The following is a 16,294-nucleotide window of genomic DNA, read 5'->3' on the forward strand; positions in this document are numbered from 1 at the left end:
TTGGCAGGATTGACGATGGCAAGACGCATACTGGTGGTGGAAGACGAAGCGCCGATCCGTGAGATGGTGTGCTTTGTGTTGGAACAGAATGGTTACCAACCGTTGGAAGCCGAGGATTATGACAGCGCCGTGACGCGCCTGTCTGAGCCGTTCCCTGATTTGGTGTTGCTCGACTGGATGTTGCCCGGCGGTTCCGGCATTCAGTTTATCAAACATATGAAGCGCGAAGCGCTGACCCGCGATATTCCGGTCATGATGCTGACCGCGCGCGGCGAAGAGGAAGACCGCGTGCGCGGCCTGGAAGTGGGGGCGGATGATTATATCACCAAGCCGTTCTCGCCCAAGGAGCTGGTGGCGCGCATCAAGGCGGTCATGCGCCGCATTTCACCGATGGCGGTGGAAGAAGTGATTGAAATGCAAGGGCTGAGCCTGGATCCGTCCTCCCACCGCGTGATGGCTAACGATCAGGCGTTGGACATGGGGCCGACCGAGTTCAAGCTGCTGCACTTCTTTATGACCCACCCAGAGCGGGTTTATAGCCGTGAGCAGTTGCTTAATCACGTCTGGGGCACTAACGTTTATGTGGAAGACCGTACCGTTGACGTGCATATCCGTCGGCTCCGCAAGGCGTTAGAAACCAGTGGGCATGATAAAATGGTTCAAACCGTTCGGGGCACCGGCTACCGGTTCTCAACGCGCTACTGATCGCGCCGCGCTGGAGAATATGCCGTGTTAGAACGTCTGTCGTGGAAGAGGCTGGCTCTGGAGCTGGCTCTTTTTTGTCTGCCCGCCTTACTGCTGGGGCTGATTTTCGGTTATCTGCCTTGGTTCCTGCTGGCCTCCGCGCTGGCTGCGCTGGTGTGGAATTTCTACAACCAGCTCAAACTCTCCCATTGGCTGTGGATCGACCGCAGCATGACGCCGCCGCCCGGCCGCTGGAGCTGGGAGCCGCTGTTCTATGGCCTGTATCAGATGCAGCAGCGCAATCGCCGCCGCCGGCGCGAGCTGGCGCTGCTGATCAAGCGCTTTCGCAGCGGGGCCGAATCGCTGCCTGATGCGGTGGTGATGACCACCGTCGAAGGCAATATCTTCTGGTGTAATGGGCTGGCGCAGCATCTGCTCGGCTTCCGCTGGCCGGAAGACAACGGCCAGCACATCCTCAACCTGCTGCGCTATCCGGAATTCAGCCACTACCTGCAGCAGCAGGAGTTCTCGCGCCCGCTGACGCTGCAGCTGAACAACGAACACTACGTCGAATTCCGCGTAATGCCTTACTCCGAAGGGCAGCTGCTGATGGTGGCGCGCGACGTCACCCAGATGCGCCAGCTGGAGGGCGCGCGGCGCAACTTCTTCGCCAACGTCAGCCATGAGCTGCGCACGCCGCTGACGGTGCTGCAGGGCTACCTGGAGATGATGGGCGATGAAGAGCAGGACGGCTCGCTGCGCAGCAAGGCACTCAGCACCATGCAAGAGCAGACCCGTCGGATGGACGGGTTGGTCAAGCAGCTGCTGACGCTGTCGCGCATTGAGGCGGCGCCCAATGTCGACATGAACGAGCGGGTGGATATCCCGCTGATGCTGCGGGTGTTGCAGCGCGAGGCGCAGTCGCTGAGCGGCGGCAATCACGAGATCACCTTCCGGGTGAACGAACAGCTCAACGTGTTCGGTAATGAAGACCAGTTGCGCAGCGCGGTGTCTAACCTGGTGTACAACGCGGTCAACCACACGCCGAAGGGCACCCATATCGAAGTGAGCTGGCAGCAGACGGCGCACGGCGCGCAGTTCCAGGTCAGCGACAACGGGCCGGGCATCGCCGCCGAACACCTTCCGCGCCTGACCGAGCGTTTTTACCGCGTCGACAAGGCCCGTTCGCGCCAAACCGGCGGCAGCGGGCTGGGGCTGGCGATCGTCAAACACGCGCTCAGCCATCACGACGCGCGGCTGGAGATCCTCAGCGAGCCGGGGATCGGCACGCGCTTTATCTTTACCTTACCCAACCGGTTGATTGTTCCCGCCGCTTTATCAGAGAATGCGGTGAAAAATTAACGCGAGACACCGGTATGACCCGAATAACCCGAGGGCTGTTGCTTTGCCTGGCGCTGCTGGCCGGACGCGGCGCGCTGGCGCAGCCCGATGGCATGTTGGCGGGCAACCTGTCCAGCGTCGGCTCCGACACCCTGGCGAATCTGATGGCGTTGTGGGCGCAGGATTTCAGCCGGCATTACCCCAACGTTAACCTGCAGATCCAGGCCGCCGGCTCGTCGACCGCGCCGACCGCGTTGGCGGCGGGCGCCGCGCAGCTGGGCCCGATGAGCCGGCCGATGAAGGCGGCTGAGGTTTCGGCGTTCGAACACCGTTACGGCTATGCGCCGCTGGCGGTGCCGGTGGCGGTGGATGCGCTGGTGGTGTTGGTGCATCAGGACAACCCGCTGCGCGGCCTCAATCTGCAGCAGCTCGATCGCATTTTCTCCGCCACCCGGCGCTGCGGTGAGAGCAAACCGCTGACGCGCTGGGGCGAGCTGGGGCTCAGCGGCGATTGGGCGACGCGCTCGCTGCAGCGCTTCGGCCGCAACTCGGCTTCGGGCACCTACGGCTATTTCAAACTGCGCGCGCTGTGCGGCGGCGATTTTATGCCGCGCGTCAATGAGCTGCCCGGCTCTGCCTCGGTGGTGCAGGCGGTGGCCGGTTCGCTCAACGGCATCGGCTATGCCAGCATCGGCTTTCGCGCCAGCGGCGTGCGGCTGCTGCCGTTGGCGGAGTCGGGAGAGGACTATGTCGCACCTACCGCCGCCAACGTGCGCAACGATCGCTACCCGCTGTCGCGCTATCTCTATATCTATATCAACAAAGCCCCCAATCAACCGCTCGAGCCGCTGACCGCCGCGTTCCTCGACCGCGTGCTGTCGACCGCAGGGCAGAGCCTGGTCAATCACGACGGCTATCTGCCGCTGCCGCCGGCCGCCCTGCAGAAGACCCGCCAGGCGCTCGGCTTGCAGCCGCTCGCGTCGGCTACGGTGCAATAAGCGGCAAAAAGCGGCGTAATTTTCGCCTTTTTTCACGGCCAAACGGAGCTTATGCCACGCGAAAACCGGGCATTTATTGGCGTTTTCGCGCGGTAAAGTGATATATGCTTCACGTTTCGTGAATCTGTTGTTCAAAAATGATACAAATCATGTAGTGTATATTTATTGATAGCCAATATGATCGACTGGTGGCAAAAGTTTATATGGTCGATAGCTCTGCTTTTCGCCGTGCGCCTTGCCTTGAAGCGCTATAAACGTTTACCTTAGCCTTCGTTGTCGGATTAAACCTCCATTTTTATAACTCCTAAAATTTTGCCCATCTTCATGAGCGGCCACTTTCGAATAGGGACATAAACGCCGGATCTATTGCGTTTAGGGTGCTTATTTGGCGCTGCAACGATCGGGCATGCCGGCAACCGGGTGGGGCGTCACGCCACCACGCTATCGGACACTATTTTTCATTTGAACAGGCAACACGACATCGTATGAGTCATCGTTTAACGTCAAAAGATATCCTGGCACTGGGCTTTATGACCTTTGCCTTATTCGTCGGGGCCGGGAACATCATCTTCCCGCCGATGGTCGGCTTGCAGTCCGGTGAACACGTCTGGACCGCGGCGCTGGGCTTCCTGATCACCGCCGTCGGTCTGCCGGTCATCACCGTCATCGCGCTGGCGCGCGTCGGCGGCGGCATCGACGCCCTCAGCTCACCGATCGGCCGTGGCGCCGGCCTGCTGCTGGCGACCGTCTGCTACCTGGCCGTCGGTCCGCTGTTCGCCACGCCGCGTACCGCCACCGTGTCCTTTGAAGTGGGTATCGCCCCGCTGACCGGCGACGGCGCCATGCCGCTGTTCATCTACAGCCTGGTGTACTTCGCGCTGGTGATCGGCATCTCCCTGTATCCGGGCCGCTTGCTCGACACCGTCGGCCACGTGCTGGCACCGCTGAAGATTGTGGCGCTGGCCGTATTGGGCATCGCCGCGCTGCTGTGGCCTGCCGGCGCGCCGATTCCGGCGACGGCGGCTTACCAGAGCGTGCCTTTCTCCTCCGGCTTCGTTAACGGCTATCTGACCATGGATACGCTGGGTGCGCTGGTATTCGGCATCGTTATCGTCAACGCGGCGCGCTCGCGCGGCGTGAAAGACGCCGGTCTGTTGACCCGTTACACCATTCTGGCCGGTTTGATCGCCGGCGTGGGCCTGACGCTGGTTTACCTGAGCCTGTTCAAGCTGGGCTCCGGCAGCGGCGCGCTGGTGCCTGACGCCACCAACGGTGCGGTGATCCTGCACGCTTACGTTCAGAACACCTTCGGCGGCCTGGGCAGCTTCTTCCTGGCGGCGCTGATCTTCATCGCCTGTATGGTGACCGCAGTCGGCCTGACCTGCGCCTGCGCCGAGTTCTTCGCGCAATACCTGCCGTTCTCGTACAAGACGCTGGTATTTATCCTGGGCCTGTTCTCGATGGTGGTGTCCAACCTCGGCCTGAGCCACCTGATCCAGATCTCCATTCCGGTGCTGACCGCGATTTATCCGCCGTGCATCGTGCTGGTGGTGCTGAGCTTCACCCTGCGTTGGTGGCACAGCGCGCCGCGCATCATCGCGCCGGTGATGCTTGTCAGCCTGTTGTTTGGTATCCTTGACGCGGTGAAAGCCTCCAGTTTCCAGCAGCTGCTGCCGGCCTGGACCACTCACCTGCCGCTGGCGGAGCAGGGGTTGGCATGGTTGCCGCCTTCGCTGCTGATGCTGGTGCTGGTCGCGATTTATGATCGGGTGTGCACGCGTTCCCAAGTGACCGCGCACTGATAATTCCCCGGCTTAATCCAGGGCCACGGACATGTCCGTGGCTTTTTTACGTTTAAAACTATGGGTCATCTTCATGCAACAACAGTCACCCACCACTGCCCCCGACAATAAGCTGAAACGCGGCCTCAGTACGCGTCATATCCGCTTTATGGCGCTGGGATCGGCCATCGGCACCGGGTTGTTCTACGGCTCGGCGGACGCCATCAAAATGGCCGGCCCGAGCGTGCTGCTGGCTTACCTGATCGGCGGCATCGTGGCCTTTATCATCATGCGCGCACTGGGGGAGATGTCGGTCAACAACCCGCAGGCCAGCTCGTTTTCCCGCTACGCGCAGGACTACCTCGGCCCGATGGCGGGTTACATCACCGGCTGGACCTACTGCTTTGAAATTCTGATCGTCGCCATCGCCGACGTGACCGCCTTCGGCATCTATATGGGGGTCTGGTTCCCGGAAGTGCCGCACTGGATCTGGGTGCTGAGCGTGGTGCTGATCATCGGCGCCATCAACCTGATGAGCGTCAAGGTATTCGGCGAGCTGGAGTTCTGGTTCTCGTTCTTCAAGGTCGCCACCATCATCATCATGATCGCGGCCGGCATCGGCATCATCATCTGGGGCATCGGCAACGGCGGGCAACCGACCGGCATTCATAACCTGTGGTCGAACGGCGGCTTCTTCAGCAACGGCTTTATCGGCATGATCCTGTCGCTGCAGCTGGTGATGTTCGCTTACGGCGGCATTGAAATCATCGGCATCACCGCCGGCGAAGCCAAAGATCCGAAAAAATCGATTCCCAAAGCCATCAACTCGGTGCCGTGGCGCATTCTGGTGTTCTACGTCGGCACGCTGTTCGTCATTATGTCTATCTACCCGTGGAACCAGGTGGGCACCAACGGCAGCCCGTTCGTGCTGACCTTCCAGCATATGGGCATCACCGTGGCGGCGGGCATTCTCAACTTCGTGGTGATCACCGCTTCGCTGTCGGCGATCAACAGCGACGTGTTCGGCGTCGGCCGCATGCTGCACGGCATGGCCGAGCAGGGCCACGCGCCGAAGATGTTCAGCAAGGTGTCGAAGCGCGGCATTCCCTGGGTGACGGTGGTGGTGATGATGCTGGCGCTGCTGCTGGCGGTATATCTCAACTACATCATGCCGGAGAGCGTGTTCCTGGTGATCGCGTCCCTGGCGACCTTCGCCACCGTGTGGGTGTGGATCATGATCCTGTTCTCCCAAATCGCCTTCCGCCGCAGCCTGAGCAAAGAGCAGGTGAAGCAGCTGGCGTTCCCGCTGCGCGGTGGGGTGTTCACCTCGGTGGTGGCGATCGTGTTCCTGGTGTTCATCATCGGCCTGATCGGCTACTTCCCGACCACGCGCGTCTCGCTGTACGCCGGCCTGGTCTGGGTGGTATTGCTGCTGGCGGGATACTGCTTCAAGGTCAACCATCAGAAAAAACGCGCGCCGCTGGCGACGCAGCAAGACTAAATGGAAAAACACCGGCTAAGGCCGGTGTTTTTTTAGCGTTTGTCTTCCACTTCATCCTCCCCGGCGGCGCGCGCTTCGATACGCATGTCGCCGCCGTTAAGGCGTTCTTCCTCTTCCTCGCCGGCGCAGCGCGCCAGCACTTCGCGAATGTCCTGCATATTGCTGCTGAGGACGCTCAGCGAAGGTTGCAGATTGCGGGGCATGCGGCTTTCGTCCAGCGAAGCGCTGTGCAGGCAGCCGATAAACAGCAGGGTGGCCATCAGGGTAAACAGCCGATGACGTAACCGTTTCAGCAAGGGCTTTCCCTCTCGGTGGTGAAGGTGATGGCGCATTAACGCCGTTTTCGCCGGGGAAAAGAAGGGGATGGAGATATCTGCTGGCAATTGAAAGAACATCATTACCAGCAGACACAGTTACGTCAGCCGACGTCAGGAAGCGTTCGCGTTTTGTAGCAGCATGCCGCGCAGGTCATTGCCGGTTGGCGTTTGATGCACGCGCAGGCCGAACTCGTCGATCACCGCCAGAATATGGTCGAAAATATCCGCCTGAATGCTTTCATACTCCGCCCAGACCGTGGTGTTGGTGAAGGCGTAGATTTCCAGCGGCAGGCCTTCCGGCGTCGGCGCCAGCTGGCGCACCATCAGCGTCATGTTCTGGTGAATGCGCGGGTGAGCGCGCAGATAGGCTTCCAGATAGGCGCGCAGCGTGCCGAGGTTGGTCAGGCGGCGGCCGTTGAGCGGCGAGGCTAGATCGACGGCGATCTCCTGGTTATGCTGGCTCAGCTCCTGGGTCTTGACGTTCAGGTAGCTGTGCAGCAGCGGGTTGCGCTGCAGGCGGCGCTGTTCCTCTTCCGACAGGAAGTGCACGCTGCCGGTGTCGATATTCAGGCTGCGTTTGATGCGACGCCCGCCGGATTCCGACATCGACCGCCAGTTTTTGAACGAGTCGGAGATCAGCGCGTAGGTGGGAATGGTGGTGACGGTGTTATCCCAGTTACGCACTTTGACCGTGGTCAGGCCGATGTCGGTGACCGCACCGTCAGCGCCGTATTTCGGCATTTCCAGCCAGTCGCCGATCTTCAGCATATCGTTGGCGGAGAGCTGAATGCCGGCCACCAGCCCGAGGATCGGATCCTTGAACACCAACATCAAGACCGCGGTCATGGCACCCAGGCCGCTGAGCAGCAGCAGCGGCGATTTGCCCATCAGCAACGAAACGATCATGATGCCGATCAGGATCGCCGCCACCAGTTTCAGGCCCTGGAAAATGCCGCGCAGCGGCAGCTGATTGGAGATCGGGCTTTGGCGCAGCAGCGCCAGCAGCGTATCCAGCAGCGAGAACAGCGACAGCAGGGTGAAGGCGAGGATCCACACCTGCGCGGCGGTGACGATCACCGCCTGGGTCTGGCTGCCGCTCTGCAACCACAGCGTCGCCTGGATGCTGATGATCACCCCTTGCAGCAGCAGCGCCACGCGCTGGAACAGTTTGTATTGGGTGATGGCCTGTTGCCAGACGCGCTGCGATTGCTGGCCACGGCGCTGAAGGGCGGCCAGCACCACCCGGTGCAGCACCAGGTGGATCGCGACCGAGATCAGGACAATCAACCCCAATACCATCAACAGCGACATCACTCCGCCGAATTCCAAACCAAACTGTTCCAGCCAGCGCGTTATCTGTTGTTGCATTACCGCTCCTTAAAAAATGCGCAAAAAATATCCTGTAAACTTAAAACGCGTTAGCCTAAGGGGTAACGTGCAGGATTTGTGCCTGTTTACCTTTTTTTACATCGGGTTAGCGTTATTTTTCGGTCTCCGCCCCCCGGCTCATCCCCGGGTTTTGCGGCCAGAGAGGAGGGGGAGTTGCACTTAACGTGGCATTGTTCGCTTCTTGAAGAACGCCGTCGATTTCGTTTGGTACAGCAGGAGAAACAGTATGCTTAACGCCTGGCATCAACCGGTCCCGCCTTTTGTGGTGAAGCAAGGGCAACGTTTGGATATCACGCTGTGGTTACAGGGGGATGAACTGCCGGAACGGGTGTTTTTGCGCGCCGAACCGGACAACGAAGAGTGGCTGCTGGTGATGAAAGCGCAGCGCCACGAGGGAATGCGGCGCTACCAGGCCAGCCTGACGCTGAATGAGGGCGAGCCGACGCGGCGTTACTGCTTCAAGCTGCTGTGGGCCGATCGCCAGCAGTGGTTCGGCCCGCAGGGCTGGTCGCCAACGCCGCCGGGCCAGCTGGCGCAGTTCGCCGTCGACGAGCCCGACCATGGCCCCGAGTGGGTGGCGGATCAGCTGTTCTACCAGATTTTCCCCGATCGCTTCGCCAGCAGCGGCGGCGAGCACGGCATCCAAAGCGGCAGTTACCGCCATCACGCGGCCGGCGCCGAGGTGATTCGGCGTGACTGGCAGCACCCGTTGGAGGATCGCCACGCCGCCTCGACCTTTTACGGCGGCGATCTGGACGGCATCAGCGCCAAACTGCCGTATTTGCAGCAGTTGGGCGTGACGGCGCTGTATCTGAACCCGATTTTTACCGCGCCGAGCGTGCATAAGTACGATACCGAGGACTATTACCAGGTCGATCCGCACTTTGGCGGCAACGCGGCGCTGCAGCGTTTGCGAGTGAGCACTCACAAGGTGGGCATGAAACTGGTGCTGGACGGGGTATTCAACCACACCGGCGACTCGCATCCGTGGTTCGACCGCCATCGCCAGGGCGAAAACGGCGCCTGTCACCACCCTGATTCACCGTATCGCGGCTGGTTCAACTTTTACCCGGACGGCCGCGCGCTCGACTGGAAGGGCAACGCCAGCCTGCCGAAGCTCAACTTCGCCGAGCCGCAAGTGGCGGAAGCGATCTATCGCGGAGAAGGCAGCGTGGTGCGCCACTGGCTGCGCCCGCCGTACAGCATCGACGGTTGGCGGCTGGACGTGGTGCACATGCTGGGGGAGAACGGCGGCGCCACCGGCAACCTGCATCACCTGGCTGGCATCTATCAGGCGGTGAAGCAGGAGAACCCTCAGGCCTACGTCTTGGGCGAGCACTTCGGCGACGCGCGCCGCTGGTTGCACGCCGGCGTGGAGGATGCGGCGATGAACTACATGGGGTTCGCGCTGCCGGTGCGGGCATTTTTGGCGGGGCTGGACGTGGCCTATCACCCGGTGCGGCTGGACGCCGCCGGGTGCGCGCAGTGGATGGACGGTTACCGCGCCGGGCTGCCGCACGGCCGCCAGCTGATCCAGTTCAACCAGCTGGACAGCCACGATACCGCGCGTTTTCTCACGCTGTTGCAGGGGAACGCGGCGCGCATGCAAATGGCGGCGGTGTGGTTGCTGAGCTGGATTGGCGTGCCTTGTCTCTACTACGGCGATGAGATTGGTCTGGACGGCGGCAACGATCCGTTCTGCCGCAAGCCGTTTCCGTGGGACGTCGGCGACTGGGACCGGCCGCTGTTGGCGCTGTTCCAGCGCATGGCGGCGCTGCGTAAACAGAGCGTGGCATTGCGTCGCGGCGGCTGTCAGGTGCTGTATGCCAGCGGAGAAACGCTGGTGTTTGTGCGCCTGTATCAGCAGGAGCAGGTGCTGGTGGCGCTGCAGCGCGACGGCAGCGGCCAGGCGCAGCTGCCGCACAACCCGCTGTTGGCGCGCGGCCCGTGGCGGCGTGTGGAAGGGCGGGGAGAGTTGAGCGAAACGGCAGGCGGGCTGCGCCTGCAGCTGGCGGAAGAGTCGGCCACCGTGTGGCGCTGCGAAGGCTAAAGCAACTGCGGGGGCCAAAGGGCCCCCGCGATAAAAGTGAGTAGGCGTTTACATCAGTAACCGACCGCAGAACCTGCCGGGCGACGCACGTCGTTGGCGCCGTACAGATAGCCTTCGCGCACCTTGCCGGAAACCGCCGAGTCGTTGCCGGAGTTGGCCGGGCTGACGCCCGCCGCGCCCGGCAAACCGACCAGAATCAGTTCGGCGGCGCCCCACGGCGTTTGCTCGACCATCTTATAGCCCATGCCGCTCAGCAGCTTCAGCGTATCAGCGGAAACGCCGCGCTGTTCGTAGTACACCTCATCCGGCAACCATTGGTGATGGATGCGCGGTGCGTCCACCGCTTCCTGCGGCGCCATGCCGTGGTCGATCACGTTCAACGCGGTCTGCAGGGTGATGGTGATGATGCGCGAACCGCCCGGCGAGCCCAGTACCATAAAGATCTTGTTGTCCTTGGTCACCAGCGTCGGGCTCATCGACGATAGTGGGCGCTTACCGGGGGCAATGCTGTTGGCGGTGCCCTGCACCAGTCCGTACAGGTTTTTCTCGCCCACTTTGACCGTAAAGTCGTCCATCTCGTCGTTGAGGAAGAAGCCGGTGCCCGGTGCGATCACCACGGCGCCGAAGCGGCCGTTGACGGTATAGGTGGTGGAGACCGCGTTGCCGTCATGGTCGACGATCGAATAGTGGGTGGTTTCCGGCTTCTCATGCGGTTCCATGCCGGGCTGCACGTTTTCCGACGGCGTGGCCTTGTCCGCGACGATTTTCTTGCGGATCTGCTCGGCGTAGCTCTTGCTCACCAGCCGGTCGATCGGGTTCTTGATGAATTCCGGGTCGCCGAGGTAGGTGTTGCGGTCCATGTAGGCATGACGCATCGCTTCGGTCATGGTGTGAATGGCCGCCGCCGAGTTGAAGCCCATGCTTTTCAGGTCGTAGCCTTCCACCACGTTGAGGATTTCGCACAGTGTCACGCCGCCGGAGCTGGGAGGCGGCGCCGACACGAACTTGTAGCCGCGATAGCTGCAGGTAATCGGCGGCGTTTCGGTGACCTTGTAATTGGCGAAGTCGGCGGCGGTCAAGATGCCGCCGCTCTGTTTGGCCGCCGCCTCCACCGCCTGCGGGATCTTGCCTTTATAGAAGGCGTCGGTTCCTCCTTTGGCGATGGCTTCCAGCGTATTGGCCAGATCGGTTTGCACCAGCTTGTCCCCCGGCTGCAGCGGGCTGCCGTCCGGGCGCAGGAAGATTTTGGCCGACTCGGGATCCTGTTTGAAGCGTGCGACGGTGGTGTCGAGGATATCGGTATCGGCGCGGGTCAGCACAAAGCCTTCGCGCGCCAGCCTGATAGCCGGCGCCAGCACCTGTTCGCGGCTCAGCTTGCCGTACTTCTCACGCGCGGTTTCCATCCCCAGCACGGTGCCCGGCACGCCCGCCGCCAGATAGCCGTACAGGCTGGCGTCTTTCTTTACCTTGCCGTCGGCATCCAGATACATGTTGGCGCTGGCCGCCGCCGGCGCGGTTTCACGGAAGTTGATGAAGGTGTCGGTGCCGTCCGCCAGGTGGACGGTCATAAAGCCGCCGCCGCCGATGTTGCCGCAGCAGGGGTTAACCACCGCCTGCGCATAGCCCACCGCCACGGCGGCGTCGATGGCGTTGCCACCCATCTTCAGGATATCCACGCCGACCTGCGAGGCCAGGTGTTGCGAGGTGACCACCATGCCGTTTTTGGCTTCCACCGCCGGGTTGGATGCCGCATACAGGCTGCCGCTGACCAGCAGCGCCGCCATGGTCAGGGGTTTGCTCCATTTCTGTAAAAACATAGTTATTCCTACCCTGTCAGTTTTTTATTGTGTTGTGTTTGCTTGCCGCTGTTCACTTGCAAAGCGCGAGCCAGCGTTATTGATAGTAGCCGCAGATGGGCGTGCGCGCGGCGAGCAGGGTGGGAAATGTGAGCGGAAACAGGGAAATAAAGCACTGAAGGTGGGCGGTCTGCCCCATAAAGGGGCATAAAAAAACCGGCCGCGTGGGCCGGTTGATTCACTATCAGGCTGAAATTACAGCTTGGCAGCGTTTTCAGACAGGTATTTTGCAACGCCGTCTGGGGAAGCGCCCATACCTGCTTTGCCTTTTTCCCACTGAGCCGGGCACACTTCACCGTGCTCTTCGTGGAATTGCAGCGCGTCAACGGTACGGATCATTTCGTCGATGTTACGGCCGATTGGCAGGTCGTTAACAACCTGAGCACGCACGATGCCGTCTTTGTCGATCAGGAAGGAGCCGCGCAGCGCAACGCCGGCTTCCGGGTGTTCGATGCCGTAAGCTTTCTGGATTTCACGCTTGATGTCAGCAACCATTGCGTATTTCACTTCACCGATGCCGCCTTTGTCGACAGGGGTTTTACGCCATGCGTTGTGGACGAACTCTGAGTCGAAGGAAACGCCAACCACTTCAACGCCACGCTTCTGGAACTCTTCATAGCGGTGATCGAAAGCGATCAGCTCGGAAGGGCATACGAAGGTGAAGTCCATTGGCCAGAAGAACAGCACGGCCGGTTTGCCGTTCAGGTGCTTCTTCAGGTTGAAGTTTTCAACGATTTCGCCGCTACCCAGTACGGCAGCTGCAGTGAAGTCAGGGGCTTGACGAGTTACCAGGACCATAATTACTCCTGTAATAGGTGTTAAAGGGTGGATGTAAAAACAAGGGCCAGTATAGGGGCCGCGACTTGGTGAATAAAGGGTAAAAGACCAATCGATGAGATAGCTTTCACCTATCAAAGTCGTTGATATAATTTAGCGAGCTTTAAAAATAACCTTTTCCCACAAAAGGGCAAGCGGCAAAACGTAAATTCTTGCAAGGCGTTGCAATTTCAATGGCTTGGGCTTGACCTCAGAGCGCTTTGTCCTTCGCCTGCCGCATCATTTGCGGGTAAAACTGCCAGAACTGTGTTTCAAGCTGATGATAATGTTGCTCGACGTCGGCGAACGAGCCGGCCAGCGCATCGAGGCGCGGGCGGCGGCTGGCCATGCCCTGCAGCACCCGGGCGATGAACGGCAATTCGGCGTAGCGCTCCAGCCAGCGTTCCGGCCACAGGTAGCCGTTCAGGTTTTGAAAGCGCGGCGGCGTGAGCGGCAGAAAAGGTTCGATCTGGCTGCGGGCTTCCTGGGTAAACTGGTGCAGGTCGCGCGAAGGCTCCAGCTGCTGCCAGTGGCGCGCCAGAAAATGGTCCCACACCACGTCGAGGGTGATCGGCGCTACGCGGCGGTAGGGGGCGCTGAAATAGTCGCGGCTGGCTTTGACCTGCGGCAGGCTGTCGGTCAGCACGTCGACGCGGCGGTGCATCATGATGCCGGCCACCACGTCGGGCTGGTAGTCGGCGGCGGGGTTGCCGCGCACGAAATCGGCCAGCAGGTTGCCCAGCAGCGAGCTGTCCGCCAGCATGGCCAGGTGAAGATGAGCGAGAAAATTCATCCCTCAACTATACCCGAAGTCAGGCAAATCCTCCTTATTTCTTGCCGCTGACCGCCCCCGGCTTTAGACTAGGCCGCCTGTTTTTTACCAACCAGCCCTAAATTGAAGAAGTGAATACCCATGCGCGTCGCTGATTTTTCGTTTGAACTTCCCGAATCCCTGATTGCCCACTATCCCCAGGCCGAACGCAGCGCATGCCGCCTGCTGCAGCTGGACGGGCCGAGCGGGGCGCTGACGCACGGCGTATTCACCGATCTGCTGGATAAGCTGGAAGCCGGCGACCTGCTGGTGTTCAACAATACCCGCGTGATCCCGGCGCGCATGTTCGGCCGCAAGGTCAGTGGCGGCAAGATTGAAGTGCTGGTGGAGCGCGTGCTGGACGACCATCGCGTGCTGGCGCACGTGCGCGCGTCGAAAGCGCCGAAGCCGGGCGCCGAACTGCTGTTGGGGGATGACGAGAGCATCGCCGCCACCATGGTAGCGCGCCACGAGACGCTGTTCGAGCTGCGCTTCAACGACGAGCGCGACGTGTTCACTATCCTCAACGCCGCCGGCCATATGCCGCTGCCGCCTTATATCGCCCGCCCGGATGAAGACGCGGACCGCGAGCTGTATCAGACGGTCTACAGCGAGAAACCCGGCGCGGTCGCCGCGCCGACCGCCGGCCTGCACTTCGACGAACCGCTGCTGGCGGCGCTGCGCGCCAAGGGCGTGGAAATGGCGTTCGTGACGCTGCACGTCGGCGCCGGCACCTTCCAGCCGGTGCGCGTGGAAACCATCGAAGATCACGTGATGCACGCCGAATACGCCGAAGTGCCGCAGGACGTGGTCGATGCGGTGCTGGCCTGCAAGGCGCGCGGCAAACGCGTCGTGGCGGTGGGCACCACCTCGGTGCGCTCGCTGGAAAGCGCCGCGGCGGCCAGCAAAGAGGCGCTGATTGCGCCGTTCTTCGGCGATACCAGCATCTTTATCTATCCGGGCTATCACTATCAGGTGATCGACGCGCTGGTGACCAATTTCCACCTGCCGGAGTCGACCCTGATCATGCTGGTGTCGGCCTTCGCCGGCTATAAAAATACCATGAACGCCTATCAGCAGGCGGTGGCCGAGCAGTATCGCTTTTTCAGCTACGGCGATGCGATGTTCATCAGCCGTAACCCGCAGGCGGAAAACGAGTCCGTCGGCGGTTAATTTCCCGGGCTGCGCCCACGGCGCGGCCCCGTTTCAACGACATCAGACTGTTTCTCTGATGCTGGAGGCTTTGTGAAGTACGAACTACAAACTACCGATGGCCGCGCGCGTCGCGGCCGCCTGATCTTCGACCGCGGCGTGGTGGAAACCCCGGCCTTTATGCCGGTCGGTACCTACGGTACGGTCAAGGGCATGACGCCGGAAGAAGTGAAAGAGACCGGCGCGCAGATCCTGCTGGGCAACACCTTCCACCTGTGGCTGCGCCCGGGCCAGGAGATCATGAAACTGCACGGCGATCTGCACGACTTCATGCAGTGGCATGGGCCGATCCTTACCGATTCCGGCGGTTTCCAGGTATTCAGCCTGGGGGCGATGCGCAAGATCAAAGAGGAAGGCGTGTACTTCCGCAACCCGATCAACGGCGACAAGGTGTTCCTGAGCCCGGAAAAATCGATGGAAATCCAGTATGACCTGGGTTCCGACATCGTGATGATCTTCGACGAATGTACGCCGTATCCGGCCGACTGGGACTACGCCAAGCGTTCGATGGAAATGTCGCTGCGCTGGGCGGAGCGCAGCCGCAAGCGTTTCGACGAGCTGGAAAATAAAAATGCGCTGTTCGGCATCATTCAGGGCGGTGTTTACGAAGATTTACGTGATGTTTCCGTCAAAGGGCTGGTGGATATCGGCTTTGACGGGTACGCTGTGGGCGGCTTGGCTGTAGGCGAGCCGAAAGAGGATATGCATCGCATTCTTGAACACGTTTGCCCGCAAATTCCGGAAGATAAGCCACGCTATTTGATGGGCGTCGGCAAGCCGGAAGATTTGGTGGAAGGCGTGCGTCGCGGCATCGACATGTTCGACTGCGTCATGCCGACCCGCAACGCCCGCAACGGCCATCTGTTCGTGACTGACGGTGTGGTAAAAATCCGTAATGCCAAGCACAAGGATGATACTTCTCCGCTGGATAAGGACTGTGATTGCTACACGTGTCGCCATTACAGCCGCGCCTACTTGCACCATCTCGACCGTTGCAACGAAATATTGGGTGCTCGACTGAACACGATTCATAACCTGCGTCACTATCAGCGCCTCATGGCGGGTTTACGCCAGGCTATCGAAGAGGGTAAATTAGAGCAGTTTGTTGCGGATTTCTATGGTCGGATCGGCAAGCCGATTCCGCCTTTAAACGCTTGATCTAATAATTGATAACTTAATGAGGGAATTTCAATGAGCTTTTTCATTTCTGACGCCGTCGCATCCGCAGGGGCTCCGGCTCAGGGAAGCCCGTACTCTCTGATAATTATGCTGGTGGTGTTCGGCCTGATCTTCTACTTCATGATCCTGCGCCCACAGCAGAAGCGCGCTAAAGATCACAAGAAGCTGATGGACTCCATCGGTAAAGGCGACGAAGTGCTGACCACCGGCGGCCTGATCGGTCGCGTGACCAAAGTGGCCGACACCGGCATCATCGCCATCGCGCTGAACGACACCACGGAAGTGATGATCAAGCGTGACTTCGTGGCGGCCGTTCTGCCGAAAGGTACCATGAAGGCCCTGTAATCTTTTTTCCCGAA

Annotated in this window: 14 protein-coding genes; 9 read left to right on the forward strand and 5 right to left on the reverse strand. The window is 60.6% G+C overall.

The window, feature by feature from the left end:
• The first annotated feature begins 15 nt into the window (after window positions 1–15).
• From phoB to proY, 5 genes are all read left to right on the forward strand, one after another.
• The gene (phoB, locus tag AWX27_RS14735; RefSeq protein WP_004940438.1) at window positions 16–705 is read left to right on the forward strand and encodes a phosphate response regulator transcription factor PhoB; all 690 of its coding nucleotides are present in this window, start codon (window positions 16–18) and stop codon (window positions 703–705) included.
• Between the two features lie 24 nt (window positions 706–729).
• The gene (gene phoR / locus AWX27_RS14740; protein WP_004940434.1) at window positions 730–2,046 is read left to right on the forward strand and encodes a phosphate regulon sensor histidine kinase PhoR; all 1,317 of its coding nucleotides are present in this window, start codon (window positions 730–732) and stop codon (window positions 2,044–2,046) included.
• Between the two features lie 14 nt (window positions 2,047–2,060).
• Window positions 2,061–3,023 carry a PstS family phosphate ABC transporter substrate-binding protein gene (locus AWX27_RS14745; protein ID WP_049199839.1) on the forward strand — a complete coding sequence of 321 codons (963 nt, stop codon included), beginning with the start codon at window positions 2,061–2,063 and terminating at the stop codon, window positions 3,021–3,023.
• A 485-nt stretch (window positions 3,024–3,508) separates the two neighbouring features.
• Window positions 3,509–4,825, forward strand: a complete 1,317-nt coding sequence (gene brnQ / locus AWX27_RS14750) for a branched-chain amino acid transport system II carrier protein (RefSeq protein WP_038873241.1) — start codon at window positions 3,509–3,511, stop codon at window positions 4,823–4,825.
• Between the two features lie 73 nt (window positions 4,826–4,898).
• The gene (gene proY / locus AWX27_RS14755; protein WP_060423703.1) at window positions 4,899–6,305 is read left to right on the forward strand and encodes a proline-specific permease ProY; all 1,407 of its coding nucleotides are present in this window, start codon (window positions 4,899–4,901) and stop codon (window positions 6,303–6,305) included.
• A 32-nt stretch (window positions 6,306–6,337) separates the two neighbouring features.
• Here the strand turns inward: proY and AWX27_RS14760 are convergent, their stop codons facing one another.
• Window positions 6,338–6,601, reverse strand: coding sequence for a hypothetical protein (locus AWX27_RS14760; protein ID WP_060423326.1), 264 nt, complete (start codon window positions 6,599–6,601; stop codon window positions 6,338–6,340).
• Window positions 6,602–6,733: 132 nt separating this feature from the next.
• The gene (locus AWX27_RS14765; protein WP_049270771.1) at window positions 6,734–7,990 is read right to left on the reverse strand and encodes a mechanosensitive ion channel family protein; all 1,257 of its coding nucleotides are present in this window, start codon (window positions 7,988–7,990) and stop codon (window positions 6,734–6,736) included.
• A 247-nt stretch (window positions 7,991–8,237) separates the two neighbouring features.
• Between AWX27_RS14765 and malZ the strand changes: the two genes are divergently transcribed.
• Entirely contained in the window at window positions 8,238–10,061 is a 1,824-nt protein-coding gene (gene malZ / locus AWX27_RS14770) for a maltodextrin glucosidase (RefSeq protein WP_060423330.1), read from the forward strand.
• Window positions 10,062–10,114: 53 nt separating this feature from the next.
• On the opposite strand, the gene ggt is transcribed toward malZ, so the two are convergent.
• The 3 genes from ggt to AWX27_RS14785 form a co-directional block, all read right to left on the reverse strand.
• Window positions 10,115–11,878: a gamma-glutamyltransferase gene (gene ggt, locus AWX27_RS14775; RefSeq protein ID WP_060423334.1), complete on the reverse strand. Its 1,764-nt coding sequence runs from the start codon at window positions 11,876–11,878 to the stop codon at window positions 10,115–10,117.
• Window positions 11,879–12,112: 234 nt separating this feature from the next.
• Window positions 12,113–12,715, reverse strand: coding sequence for a peroxiredoxin C (locus AWX27_RS14780; RefSeq protein WP_019454212.1), 603 nt, complete (start codon window positions 12,713–12,715; stop codon window positions 12,113–12,115).
• A gap of 229 nt (window positions 12,716–12,944) precedes the next feature.
• A complete protein-coding gene (locus tag AWX27_RS14785; RefSeq protein ID WP_046688353.1) occupies window positions 12,945–13,526 on the reverse strand; it encodes an ACP phosphodiesterase in 582 nt (193 codons plus the stop codon).
• 120 nt (window positions 13,527–13,646) lie between these two features.
• Between AWX27_RS14785 and queA the strand changes: the two genes are divergently transcribed.
• The 3 genes from queA to yajC all read left to right on the forward strand — a co-directional run bounded on the left by queA (window position 13,647) and on the right by yajC (window position 16,280).
• On the forward strand, window positions 13,647–14,717 hold the full coding sequence (gene queA / locus AWX27_RS14790) for a tRNA preQ1(34) S-adenosylmethionine ribosyltransferase-isomerase QueA (protein WP_016928878.1): 1,071 nt from the start codon (window positions 13,647–13,649) through the stop codon (window positions 14,715–14,717).
• Window positions 14,718–14,789: 72 nt separating this feature from the next.
• Window positions 14,790–15,914: a tRNA guanosine(34) transglycosylase Tgt gene (gene tgt / locus AWX27_RS14795; protein ID WP_033647322.1), complete on the forward strand. Its 1,125-nt coding sequence runs from the start codon at window positions 14,790–14,792 to the stop codon at window positions 15,912–15,914.
• Window positions 15,915–15,947: 33 nt separating this feature from the next.
• The gene (gene yajC, locus AWX27_RS14800; protein ID WP_004940391.1) at window positions 15,948–16,280 is read left to right on the forward strand and encodes a preprotein translocase subunit YajC; all 333 of its coding nucleotides are present in this window, start codon (window positions 15,948–15,950) and stop codon (window positions 16,278–16,280) included.
• Window positions 16,281–16,294: the final 14 nt, after the last annotated feature.

This window comes from Serratia sp. 2880STDY5682894, assembly GCF_001537385.1.
Taxonomy (GTDB): domain Bacteria; phylum Pseudomonadota; class Gammaproteobacteria; order Enterobacterales; family Enterobacteriaceae; genus Serratia; species Serratia nevei.

What these genes read in the sequence shown, in the direction of transcription:
- AWX27_RS14765 (WP_049270771.1), bottom strand. Translation starts at nt 7,990, where the DNA reads ATGCAACAACAGATAACGCGCTGGCTGGAACAGTTTGGTTTGGAATTC.
- ggt (WP_060423334.1), bottom strand. Translation starts at nt 11,878, where the DNA reads ATGTTTTTACAGAAATGGAGCAAACCCCTGACCATGGCGGCGCTGCTG.
- phoB (WP_004940438.1), top strand. Translation starts at nt 16, where the DNA reads ATGGCAAGACGCATACTGGTGGTGGAAGACGAAGCGCCGATCCGTGAG.
- AWX27_RS14745 (WP_049199839.1), top strand. Translation starts at nt 2,061, where the DNA reads ATGACCCGAATAACCCGAGGGCTGTTGCTTTGCCTGGCGCTGCTGGCC.
- brnQ (WP_038873241.1), top strand. Translation starts at nt 3,509, where the DNA reads ATGAGTCATCGTTTAACGTCAAAAGATATCCTGGCACTGGGCTTTATG.
- proY (WP_060423703.1), top strand. Translation starts at nt 4,899, where the DNA reads ATGCAACAACAGTCACCCACCACTGCCCCCGACAATAAGCTGAAACGC.
- yajC (WP_004940391.1), top strand. Translation starts at nt 15,948, where the DNA reads ATGAGCTTTTTCATTTCTGACGCCGTCGCATCCGCAGGGGCTCCGGCT.
- AWX27_RS14785 (WP_046688353.1), bottom strand. Translation starts at nt 13,526, where the DNA reads ATGAATTTTCTCGCTCATCTTCACCTGGCCATGCTGGCGGACAGCTCG.
- AWX27_RS14780 (WP_019454212.1), bottom strand. Translation starts at nt 12,715, where the DNA reads ATGGTCCTGGTAACTCGTCAAGCCCCTGACTTCACTGCAGCTGCCGTA.
- malZ (WP_060423330.1), top strand. Translation starts at nt 8,238, where the DNA reads ATGCTTAACGCCTGGCATCAACCGGTCCCGCCTTTTGTGGTGAAGCAA.
- queA (WP_016928878.1), top strand. Translation starts at nt 13,647, where the DNA reads ATGCGCGTCGCTGATTTTTCGTTTGAACTTCCCGAATCCCTGATTGCC.